10 protein-coding genes and 1 pseudogene are annotated in these 11,080 nt (G+C 68.6%); 6 read left to right on the top strand and 5 right to left on the bottom strand.

What is annotated here, in order from left to right:
• Positions 1 to 183 (top strand): annotated as a pseudogene (locus tag G3N92_RS24490) (RNA helicase); the annotation flags it as partial.
• A 168-nt stretch (positions 184 to 351) separates the two neighbouring features.
• Here the strand turns inward: G3N92_RS24490 and G3N92_RS24485 are convergent.
• From G3N92_RS24485 to G3N92_RS24475, 3 genes are all read right to left on the bottom strand, one after another.
• A complete protein-coding gene (locus tag G3N92_RS24485; RefSeq protein ID WP_206130184.1) occupies positions 352 to 900 on the bottom strand; it encodes a hypothetical protein in 549 nt (182 codons plus the stop codon).
• A gap of 43 nt (positions 901 to 943) precedes the next feature.
• Positions 944 to 1,771, bottom strand: a complete 828-nt coding sequence (locus tag G3N92_RS24480; RefSeq protein WP_206130183.1) for a ferritin-like domain-containing protein — start codon at positions 1,769 to 1,771, stop codon at positions 944 to 946.
• Positions 1,772 to 2,117: 346 nt separating this feature from the next.
• The gene (locus G3N92_RS24475; RefSeq protein WP_206130182.1) at positions 2,118 to 3,758 is read right to left on the bottom strand and encodes a gamma-glutamyltransferase family protein; all 1,641 of its coding nucleotides are present in this window, start codon (positions 3,756 to 3,758) and stop codon (positions 2,118 to 2,120) included.
• A gap of 189 nt (positions 3,759 to 3,947) precedes the next feature.
• Here G3N92_RS24475 and G3N92_RS24470 point away from each other — a divergent pair, with 189 nt between their 5' ends.
• Together G3N92_RS24470 and G3N92_RS24465 are read left to right on the top strand one after the other, a co-directional pair.
• Positions 3,948 to 4,730: a DeoR/GlpR family DNA-binding transcription regulator gene (locus G3N92_RS24470; protein WP_206130181.1), complete on the top strand. Its 783-nt coding sequence runs from the start codon at positions 3,948 to 3,950 to the stop codon at positions 4,728 to 4,730.
• A 317-nt stretch (positions 4,731 to 5,047) separates the two neighbouring features.
• The gene (locus G3N92_RS24465) at positions 5,048 to 5,245 is read left to right on the top strand and encodes a phage tail assembly chaperone (protein WP_206130180.1); all 198 of its coding nucleotides are present in this window, start codon (positions 5,048 to 5,050) and stop codon (positions 5,243 to 5,245) included.
• A 135-nt stretch (positions 5,246 to 5,380) separates the two neighbouring features.
• On the opposite strand, the gene G3N92_RS24460 is transcribed toward G3N92_RS24465, so the two are convergent.
• A complete protein-coding gene (locus G3N92_RS24460; RefSeq protein ID WP_206130179.1) occupies positions 5,381 to 5,752 on the bottom strand; it encodes a hypothetical protein in 372 nt (123 codons plus the stop codon).
• Between the two features lie 151 nt (positions 5,753 to 5,903).
• Here G3N92_RS24460 and glpD point away from each other — a divergent pair, with 151 nt between their 5' ends.
• From glpD to G3N92_RS24445, 3 genes are all read left to right on the top strand, one after another.
• Positions 5,904 to 7,454 carry a glycerol-3-phosphate dehydrogenase gene (glpD, locus tag G3N92_RS24455; protein WP_206130178.1) on the top strand — a complete coding sequence of 517 codons (1,551 nt, stop codon included), beginning with the start codon at positions 5,904 to 5,906 and terminating at the stop codon, positions 7,452 to 7,454.
• Positions 7,455 to 7,579: 125 nt separating this feature from the next.
• Positions 7,580 to 9,082, top strand: coding sequence for a glycerol kinase GlpK (gene glpK, locus G3N92_RS24450; RefSeq protein ID WP_206130185.1), 1,503 nt, complete (start codon positions 7,580 to 7,582; stop codon positions 9,080 to 9,082).
• Positions 9,083 to 9,202: 120 nt separating this feature from the next.
• The gene (locus G3N92_RS24445; RefSeq protein WP_206130177.1) at positions 9,203 to 9,919 is read left to right on the top strand and encodes an MIP/aquaporin family protein; all 717 of its coding nucleotides are present in this window, start codon (positions 9,203 to 9,205) and stop codon (positions 9,917 to 9,919) included.
• Between the two features lie 228 nt (positions 9,920 to 10,147).
• Here G3N92_RS24445 and G3N92_RS24440 read toward each other — a convergent pair whose 3' ends face one another.
• Complete coding sequence (locus tag G3N92_RS24440; RefSeq protein ID WP_206130176.1) at positions 10,148 to 10,816, bottom strand: XRE family transcriptional regulator; 669 nt, start codon at positions 10,814 to 10,816, stop codon at positions 10,148 to 10,150.
• Positions 10,817 to 11,080 lie beyond the last annotated feature (264 nt).

Genomic DNA, 11,080 nt, shown 5'->3' with positions numbered 1-11,080 from the left:
AAGCCGGCAGGCAGCAAGCCGGCCGCGAAGCCGGTGAAGGCCGCGCAAGGCGCCGGCAATGGCGGCGCAGCCAAGCCGCGCCCGGCGCAACCGGGCGGCGGACGTCCGGCGGGCGGCGGCAACGGCAATGCCGGGCACGCCAACCGCAATCGCACCTCGCGCAGCGGTTCGCGCGGCAATTGATCGCCGCCAGACGGCCCACGCGGCACGGCGGCGCAATGCCGGCCGCGCCGATTGGGCCGGATTGGGCCGTCAGGCCGTTTCAAGCGAAGGAAGTAACGGGCGGGAAGCCGAACGGTGCGGGCGCAAGGCTCGCGCCGTCGCCCGTCCACAAAGCCGATCAGCCGTGCGTCAGCGCGGCGCGGCCGCCGCAATCAGCCGGATCTGCTCGATCTGGCGCGCCCAGCGCGCGACCACGGCGTCGCGCTTCTCGTCGAGTTCGAACGTAATGCCCGAAGTGAGTCGCGCATAGCCGACGCGCTGCGCCTCGCCGCCAGCGAGCGTCGCGCGAAAACAGGCCAGACCGGCCACGCCGGTGCCGTCGTCGGCCGGGCGGTCGCCCGTCGCGCCAGCCGGCTCGACGCGCAGCCGCGCCTGATGAAAGGCGCCGTCGGCCACGAAGCTCAACACCGCGGCGCGCTCGCGCGCCAGCAGTTGCGCCCCGCGCGAACGCGGCCACAACGCGAGATAGAGCGAGCCGGGATCAGGCGCGTACAGTTCGCCGACGCTCAGCAGCGTGGTGCGCGCATCGGGCGGCTCGGCCTCGCGATCGACGATCACCAGCGAGGCCGTGAACGACAGCTTGCCGTCCAGCGCCTCGCCGTCGAACAGCGCGAGGCAGGCGGGCGGCCAGGCGTCGAACGTCGAGCGCTCGAGCGCGGCGCGATCGGCCGCGCTCATGCCGGGCTCCGGAGAAGGGGCGCGGGCGCGCCCGGGGCGGGAATCAACGGAAGAAGACGTGTTGGGTCAGCTTGGTCAGCGGGTACTGCACGCCGGGCTGGATCCGCGACGGCAGATCGAGCGGCTTGAGCAGCATCTTCACGCACATGTCGGCCGACAGATGACGGCGCACCAACTGGTTGACGCGCACGACGCGATCGCGGTTGTAGGCCGTGTCGCGCACCTTCTCGGGATAGCGAATCGCGAACACGTGGCGCAGCGCGATCTCGGAATCCTCGTTGCGGATTTCGAGCAGGCGGCGCAGCAGCGCGCCGAGCACGGCCATCCGGCCATTGCCCTCCACGGCGTTGTACTTCTTGAAATACTTGAGGAAGTGCTTGTAGTGGCGCACTTCGTCCGAGCGGATGTTGTTGGTGATTTCCTTCAGCACCGGCTCGTCCGAGCACTCGTTGATCGCGCGGTAGAGCGTGGCGGTGCCGGTTTCGACCACGCAGCGCGCCACCATTTCCAGCGCGCGCGTTTTTTCGAACGCTTCGAGCGAGCAGGTTTTCGAGTATTCGTCGAAGAAGTTGTTGAACGCGAGATCCCAGTCGAACTCGGGCCACACGTAGCCGATATAGGCCTTCAGCGCGCGGCCGTGCTGCAGTTCCTCGTGTTCCCACTGCTCGTTGAGCCAATCGGCTACTTCGGGATCCTCACCGAAGAACTGACTCAAATTGCTCGTGTAGAGATCGGAGCCGCTCTCGATGAACGACGCCGCGCACAGCAGCAGCAGCAGGTCTTCGTCGGCGGCGGCCTTCGCGCGGTCGATCCGCGTGAGGTCGATGTCTTCGATGCGCCAAGGCATCACATGCTTCGTTTCGGCCAGCATCGTATGCGCTCCCAAGCACTTCGTTCCGATGGCGCGACCGGTTGCGGCGCGGCCGTGTGGCCGGCCCGGCAGCCTCGCGGCCTGCGGACGAAGCGGATATGAATGAATTATTTCGATCTGGATCCGCTTATCTTAGCCGGAACTTCCTGAACGTGCCTTCAGTCACAGACCGCTCCCGCGATACGCAGTTCCGTGTCGCCTATTGCACCGCATCAAGCAGGTAATTCGAAAGTCGTTTGCAATTCAATTCGAATCTGCGAAAGCGTGTGAAGTGGCGGCAATTTGGCGCACCTCGTCCATGCCGGCAGGCACCGGCGACGCGCATCGCCGGTGCCTGCCCAGGCCCTCAGAAGCCCGCGGCCAGGCCATCGCGTCGGCTGTCGCTGGCGGCCACGTAGCCGCGCTCGGGATCGTCGGCGTCGAGGCGCCAGATGAACTGGCCCGAGCCGAAATCCATGTACGTGTCGTCGACCGATTGCATGCGGTGGCCGCGCGCCTGCAGCCCGGCCGCCGTCTCGCGGTCGAGCGTGGCCTCCAGATCGAGCGTGAAATCGCGGTTGACCTTCCAGCGCGGCGCGCAGCAGGCGGCCTGCGGCTGCTGGTGGTACGCGAGCATCCGCACGAGGGTCTGCAAGTGCCCTTGCGGCTGCATGTCGCCGCCCATCACGCCGAAGCTCATGACGGCCTCCTGGCGGCCGTCGCGCTCGCGCGTGAGGAACGCCGGAATGATCGTGTGAAACGGCCGCTTGCCGCCCGCCACCACGTTCGGCGAGGCTGGATCCATCGAAAAGCCGCAGCCGCGGTTCTGCAGCGCGATGCCGTGGCCCGGCACCACCAGCCCGGAGCCGAAGCCCATGTAGTTCGACTGGATGAAGCTGATCATCATGCCGCGCTCGTCGGCGGCCGACAGATAGACCGTGCCGCCCGAGCGTGGCATGCCCGGCGCGAACTGCGTCGCGCGGGCCGGGTCGATCAGCCTGGCGCGCTCGGCCAGATAGGCGTCGTCGAGCATCTGCTCGGGCGTGACGTCCATCGAGCGCGGATCGGCCACGTAACGGTAGACGTCGGCGAACGCCAGCTTCATCGCCTCGATCTGCAGATGCTGCGATTCGACCGAATCGACCGGCATCGATTCGAGATCGAAGCGCTCGACGATGCCCAGCGCGATCAGCGCCGCGATGCCCTGCCCGTTCGGCGGAATCTCGTGGACCGTGTGGCCGCGGAACGACTTGCCGATCGGCTCGACCCATTCGGGGCGATACGCGCGCAGATCCTCGGCCGTGATCGCGCCGCCGGTGTCGCGCGCGAACGCGGCCAGCGCCTCGCCCGGCGCGCCCTCGTAGAACGCGCGCGCGCCGTCGCGGGCCAGCGTTTTCAGCGTATGCGCGTGGCCGGCCAGCACCACACGCTCGCCCACCTCGGGCGCGCGGCCGTGCGGCAGGAACGTATCGGCGAAACCGGGCTGGTCGCGCAGCGCCGGCACGGCCGCGGCCCACTTGGCGGCCACGATCGAGGCCACCGAATGGCCGCGCTCGGCCAGCTCGATGGCCGGCTCCAGCAGATCGGCGAACGGCAGCGAGCCGAAGCGCGCGTGCAGCGCCTCCCAGCCGGCGATCACGCCCGGCACCGTGACGGTGTCCCAGCCGCGCTGCGGCTGGCGCGCGTGGCCGTTGGCGTCCTCGCCGTGGCGGCGGCGGAAATAGTCCGGGCTCCAGGCGGCCGGCGCCACGCCCGAAGCGTTCAGCCCGTGCAGCTTCACGCCGTCCCAGACGAGCGCGAACGCGTCGCCGCCGAGCCCGCACGACACCGGCTCCACCACCGTGAGCGCGGCGGCGGCGGCGATCGCCGCGTCGACGGCGTTGCCGCCCTTCCACAGCATCCGCAGCCCGGCCTGGGCCGCCAGCGGATGCGAGGTCGAGACGACATTGCGCGCGAACACGGGCTGCCGGACGGACGGATAGGGGTTCTGCCAGTTGAAGCGGGTCATGCAACGGCTCCTGGAGAAAAGGGAAACGGGCTCGGCGCACCGGGGCGGAGCGGCTGCCGCGAGCGAAAGTGCCATTCCAACGCGAATGCGCGCGCGGAGCAAGCCGGCAAGCCCCGGTCGCGAAAACGAAATGTTCGTTCGCGCGGTTGCTTACAATGGACGTCCGTTTCCCTTGCCTTCGAACGAACCATGACGACCCGCGACCCGCGCCTTTCGCTCAATGCCCGCCAGCAGGAACTGCTCGACTGGGTGCAGCGGGACGGCTTCGTGACCGTCGACGATCTGGCCACCCATTTCGACGTGACGCCGCAAACCATCCGCCGCGACGTCAACTGGCTGGCCGATCTGAACCTGCTGCGCCGCTATCACGGCGGCGCGAGCCTGCCCACCAGCTCCGAGAACGTCTCCTACAGCGCGCGGCAGCGCATGTTCCACGACGAGAAACGGCGCATCGCGGCGCTCGCCGCCTCGCACATCCCCGATCAGGCCTCGTTGTTCATCAACCTCGGCACCACCACCGAGGAGGTGGCGCGCGCGCTGAACCGGCACCGCGGCCTGCGCGTGATCACCAACAACCTGAACGTCGCGAGCATGATGAGCGGCTACCCGGAGTGCGAGGTGCTGATCACGGGCGGCATCGTGCGGCCGTGGGACAAGGGCATCGTGGGCGAGCTGGCGATCGATTTCATCCGTCAGTTCAAGGTGGATTACGCGATCATCGGCACCTCGGCGATCGAAACGGACGGCACGATGCGCGATTTCGACACGCGCGAGGTGCGCGTGGCCGAGGCGATCATCCAGCACGCGCGCACCGTGTATCTGGTGACGGATCATTCGAAGTTCGGCCGCCCGGCGCTGGTGCGGCAGGGCCACCTGTCGCAGGTGCACGCGCTGTTCACCGACAAGCCGCTGCCCGAGGACATGACCGAGACGATCGGCGCGGCCGGCACGCAGGTGTACGTGGCCGATTGAAGTACGCGGGCGGCACGCGCACCGCATCGCGCGTGCCCGCGCCGGATCCCGCGCCCCGTGCTGCATCGCAGCGCAAACCTCAAGTGAAATCAAGAAGTTGCCGCGTCAAGCCGGCCGTTGGAATTGTGACGGATTGTCAACCGAATTATTTTTGGGGCCGCATTTGGGGTTCCCGAAACCGTTGACTACACTCCCAATCCCCGGCGTTCGCGTGCCGCGAGCGCTGTCGTGAGCATTTCCCCCCGAGCCTTCCCTGCTGGGTAACGCGCCCCGGATCACGTCCGGCCGTGAGAAGTACGGTTTGTCTGGAGAGAACGATGCTGAGTCCGCATGAATTCGCCACCCTGTTGCTCGTCAAGGACGCGCCCGATCAGGCCGACATGGAACGCGACGAACTGGATGCGCTGCTGGAGCAGCAGCTGGTTCGGCTGGAGGCCCTCGGTTCGGGCCGCCGCTACTGCGTCACCGAGAGCGGCGACGCCGCGCTCAGGTCGATCAAGGTTCGCTATTCCTGACCGCCCCACCGGTTCCGCCCACACCGCGGCCGCCGTCTCCCGACGGCGGCCGTTTTCGTTTTCGCGTTCGTTTTCGTTTGAACGCCGGCGGTCATGCGAGCGCGGGCGCGCCGCGAGCGCACCCGAAACCGGCCGTCAGCCGCCGCGCAACGTCGGATCGGCCTTCGAGCGCCACGTGACGGCCTGCGCGCGCATCGTGTTCAGATAATCGATCCAGCCCGTGCGCGCCGCGGCGTCGGGCTGCGCGCCGAGCGCCGCATGATGCGCGGCCAGCCCGTTCGACAACGCGCAGAAATCGGCCTCGCTCAGCCGGCCGTGCCGCTTCGCCACCCAGGCGTCGCCGAGCGCCGAATAGACGGACGCGCTGTAGGCGCCGTAATCGTGCGGCTCGCCGCAGGCCCGTTGCAGCGAGTCGAAGCTCGGCTGCGCGCCCCACCCGCCGGGCAACGGCACCGCCGAACAGCCCGCGAGCAGCGCCAGCGCGCCCGCCACCATGATCTGACGCATGTTTCCTCCTCGATGAAGACAATCCCGCCAGTATCGTCCGGGATGAAGACGCGCGCTACCGACCCTCTTAAACGAACTTTACTTTTTCGCTTTTGTTCATTAAATTTCGAATTCGAAAATATCGAGTTCGACTATGGGACAGAGGGCAGCAGTGACTGAACAGACGCACTACGACGTGCTCGTGATCGGCGGCGGCATCAACGGCGCGGGCATCGCGCGCGACGCGGCCGGGCGCGGTTTGTCGGTACTTCTTTGCGAACAGGACGACCTGGCCTCGCACACGTCCTCGTCCAGCACCAAGCTGATCCACGGCGGCCTGCGCTATCTCGAGTACAAGGAATTCGGGCTGGTGCGCAAGGCGCTGCAGGAGCGCGAAACGCTGCTGCGCGCGGCGCCGCACATCATGTGGCCGCTGCGCTTCGTCATGCCGCACATGCCGAACCTGCGCCCTGCCTGGCTGATCCGCATCGGCCTGTTCCTCTACGATCACCTCGCCAAGCGCGAACTGCTGCCCGGCTCGCACGGCATCGCGATGGCCCGCCACGCGGCCGGCGGCCCGCTGATCGATTCGATCAAGCGCGGCTTCGTCTATTCCGACGGCTGGGTGGACGACGCCCGCCTCGTGGTGCTCAACGCGATGGACGCCCGCGAGCGCGGCGCAGCGATCCTCACGCGCACGCGGCTGATCTCGGCCGAACGCGCCGACGGCGAGTGGCTGGCGCGCCTGCAGCGCGCCGATGGCGCCATCTTCGAGGTGCGCGCCCGCGCGATCGCCAACGCGGCCGGCCCGTGGGTCGGCTCGGTGCTGCACGGCGCGCTCGGCCGCGACGCGCGCCACAGCGTGCGGCTCGTCAAGGGCAGCCACATCATCACGAAGCGCCTGTTCGATCACGATCACGCCTACATCTTCCAGAACCCGGACAAGCGGATCATCTTCGCGATTCCGTACGAGCACGATTTCACGCTGATCGGCACGACCGACGTCGAATACCGCGACGATCCGTCGAAGGTGGCGATCGACGGCGACGAGACGCAATACCTGTGCGATTCGATCAACCGCTATTTCAAGCGGAAGATCTCGCCGGCCGACGTGCACTGGACCTATTCCGGCGTGCGCCCGCTGCTCGAGGACGAAAACGCGGAGAATGCGTCGGCCGTCACGCGCGACTACCGGCTCGAGATGGATCCGGGCCAGGGCGCGCCGCTGCTGTCGGTATTCGGCGGCAAGATCACCACGTTCCGCAAGCTGGCCGAGGATGCGGCCGGCATGCTCTGCGAGGCGCTCGGCGCGCACGCCCCGGCCTGGACGGCGGGCCAGCCGCTGCCGGGCGGCGACATCGCCAACGCGCGTTTCACGCCGTTCGCCGAGGCATTCGCGCAGCGTCACGCCTGGCTGCCGGCCGCGCTCGCGCGCCGCTATGCACGCGCCTACGGCACCCGCGCCGAGCGCGTGGTGGCCAGCGCGAAATCGGTCGACGGCCTGGGCGCGGCGATCGCGCCGGGCCTGTACGAGGCCGAGCTGCGCTACCTGCGCGATCACGAATGGGCGACCTGCGCCGAGGATGTGCTCTGGCGCCGCTCGAAGCTGGGGCTGCATGTCGCGCCCGGCACGCTCGACACGGTCACGGCGGCGGTGGAGGCCTGGTTCTCGGCCACCCGCGCGCTGGCCGCCGAACCGGCGCAGGCACGCCCGGTTCACTGACGCACGGCAGTTCCGAGCAGCAACGCGCGGCGCGCCCCAACCGGCCGCCGCGCGGGATCGAGAGCAGCGCGCGCCGCGACGAGGCCGGCGCGAAACAAAATTACTTACGAATGGAGATGAGACAGATGCAGGATCAATACATCCTCGCACTCGATCAAGGCACGACCAGCTCGCGCGCGATGCTGTTCGACCGCCAGGGCAACATCAAGTCGATCGCCCAGAAAGAATTCGAGCAAATCTATCCGCGTCCGGGCTGGGTCGAGCACGACCCGCGCGAGATCTGGTCGACGCAGGCCGGCGTGGCCGCCGAGTGCGTCACGCGCGTGGGCCTGAACGGCACGTCGATCGCCGCGATCGGCATCACCAACCAGCGCGAGACCACCATCGTCTGGGATCGCGAAACGGGCCAGCCCGTCTACAACGCGATCGTGTGGCAGGACCGCCGCACCGCCGATTTCTGCGATTCGCTGAAGAAGGACGGCCTCGAGGAAAAAGTACGCGCCAAGACCGGCCTGCCGATCGATTCGTACTTCTCCGGCACCAAGATCCGCTGGATCCTCGACAACGTCGAAGGCGCGCGCGAGAAGGCCAGGCAGGGCAAGCTGGCGTTCGGCACCGTCGACAGTTGGCTGGTGTGGAACTTCACGAAGGGCGAGCTGCACGTGACCGACGTGACCAACGCGTCGCGCACGATGCTGTTCAACATCCACACGCGTGAATGGGACGACGAGCTGCTGGCCGCGCTCGACATCCCGCGCAGCATGCTGCCCGAGGTCAAGGCGTCGTCGGAAGTCTACGGCCACACCAAGACCACCGTGTTCGCCTCCAAGCTGCCGCTGGCCGGCATCGCGGGCGACCAGCAGGCCGCGCTGTTCGGCCAGATGTGCACGAGCTCCGGGATGGTGAAGAACACCTACGGCACCGGCTGCTTCCTGATGATGAACACCGGCGAGAAGCCGATCGAGTCGAAGAACAACCTCGTCACCACGATCGCCTGGCAGGTCGGCGATCAGGTCAACTACGCGCTCGAAGGCAGCATCTTCATCGCCGGCGCGGTGGTGCAGTGGCTGCGCGACGGGCTCGGCATCATCAAGACCGCCGGCGAGATCGAAAAGCTCGCGGCCAGCGTGCCGCACACCGACGGCGTCTACCTCGTGCCGGCCTTCGCCGGCCTCGGCGCGCCGCACTGGAACGCCCGCGCGCGCGGCTCGCTGTTCGGCGTCACGCGCGGCACCACCGATGCGCACCTGGCGCGCGCCGCGCTCGACGCGATCGCCTACCAGTCGCTCGACGTGCTGGCCGCGATGGAAGCCGATTCGGGCATCAGCATCGGCGAGTTGCGCGTGGACGGCGGCGCGAGCGCCAACAACCTGCTGATGCAGTTCCAGGCCGACCTGCTCGGCGTGGACGCGGTGCGTCCGCAGATCACCGAAACCACCGCGCTCGGCGCCGCGTATCTGGCGGGCCTGGCGATCGGCTACTGGGAAAACCTCGACGCGGTGCGCAGCCAGTGGCAGCTCGACCAGCGCTTCTCGCCGTCGATGCCGGCCGATCAGGTGACCACCGCGCTGGCCGGCTGGCAGCGCGCGGTGCGCGCCGCCAAGGCGTGGGCCGACGACACGCAGTAAACTGCGCGCCCGCCGCCGCGCGCGACAGACACGCGCGGCGGGCGAGACGCAACCATATCGATAACTAGCAGGCGGGCCGTGCCACGCGCGAGTCCGCCGCATTGGTAGAGAGACACTGACATGTCACCTTATATTGCGGAGTTCATCGGCACGGCGATCCTCGTGCTGCTCGGCAACGGCGCCGTCGCCAACGTGCTGCTCGCGAAGACCAAGGGCCGCGGCGCGGACCTGATCGTCATCGTGATGGGCTGGGCGATGGCCGTGTTCGTCGCCGTCTACGTCACCGCGAAGTTCAGCGGCGCCCACCTCAACCCGATCGTCACCATCAGCCTCGCGCTGGCGGGCAAGTTCGCCTGGTCGAAGGTGGCCGGCTACGTGGCCGCGCAGATGCTCGGCGGGATGGCGGGCGCGCTGCTGGTCTGGCTCGCCTATCGTCAGCACTTCGCCAAGGAGGTCGATCCCAACCTGAAGCTCGCGGTGTTCTGCACCGCGCCGGCGATCCGCAGCGTGGCGCACAACGTGCTGACCGAGGCGATCTGCACGTTCGTGCTGATTCTCGGCGTGCTGTATCTGGCCGCGCCGCAGGTGGGGCTCGGCGCGCTCGACGCACTGCCGGTGGGCCTGCTGGTGCTCGGCATCGGCATCTCGCTCGGCGGCCCGACCGGCTATGCGATGAGCCCGGCGCGCGATCTGTCGCCGCGCATCATGCACGCGCTGCTGCCGATTCCGGGCAAGCGCGACAGCGACTGGCGCTATGCGTGGATTCCGGTGCTGGGGCCGCTGGCCGGCGGTGCGGCGGCGGCGTGGCTGTACCTGGCGCTGCATCAGACGCACTGAACGCCCGGTGCGCGGCGCGGGCGGGGGGCAGATTGCCGGCCCGCGCCTCGATCTGCCCCGATCGTTCGCTTTTCCGCCCCGGCCGCTCCGGCCAGCCGCGCATCCCGCGCGCTTCCCTCGTGCTTCCCTCGCCCGATCTCCCGTCAAGCCCAAACGACAACGCCGCCGCGCCGGAGACCCGGCTGGCGGCGGCGTGCCCTGCGCGTCGCTCGACGCGACACCCTGTTTTTACTGCGGCAGATCCCAGCGCGGCGGCGTTTCGGCGTTGATCGTCACGCGAAACGCGCGCGCTTCCGAATCGCCGGGATTGCGCAGCGTGTACGCCTGATCGGCGTCGAACACGATCGCGTCGCCGGTCGCCAGCAGTTGGCGGCGGTCGTTGACGGCCACTTCGAGCGTGCCTTCGCTGACCACCAGGTTGATCGTCGTGCCCGGTGCGCGGCGCACGCCGGTTTCGGTATGCAGCGGCGCGACGCGCAGCTCGTGGAATTCTGCCGTGGCCGGCTCGCCTTCCGGATACAGCGCCCGCGACGAGAACCGGCCGTTCGAACCGATCACGCGCACCGCGCGCTCGGCCGGCAGATGCTCGAAGCCGAGCACCGCGTGGCGGCGCAGGAACGCGGCCACCGATACCTTCAGCGCCGCCGCCACCTTGCAGAGCACCTTGATGGACGGCACGCTGCGCGCCGATTCGATCTGCGCGAGCATCGCCCGCGACACGCCGGACAGGCGCGCCAGCGCGTCCAGCGACAGTTGCCGCTCGGCGCGCAGCCGGGCGAGGTTGACGCCGACCTGGCGCTCCAGCGCGTCGAACGATTCCTGCGGGGCGCCCAGCGCCGGCGCGGCCGCGCGGTCGGCGGTTTCGCGGTCGCGCACCAGCGCGAGGGATGACTGCATGGTTTGCCTCCAGCGCGCAGGATGCGCGCAGCGAACTCGATTGCAGGCAAGACTAGCATCGGGGTTCGGGGCGGCAAACGAAGTTATCTTCACACTGTTATCAGCATCGCAGAGGAATCGTCAGTGCCGGCGAGCCCGATGCCGCCGCCTTTGCCGCGCGATCGATCCGCCGCCATTTTTCATCGTCGTGACGGGGCCGGATCGCGCCGGCCCCTGCCCCCGCCGGCCGTCGCGCCGGCGCAACCCGGCCGCCCCGCCCTGCGG

Source organism: Burkholderia sp. Ac-20379, from assembly GCF_017104645.1.
Lineage (GTDB): Bacteria > Pseudomonadota > Gammaproteobacteria > Burkholderiales > Burkholderiaceae > Burkholderia.
Note: the sequence above shows the minus strand (reverse complement) of the source record. Positions and strands in the feature narration are given on the sequence as shown.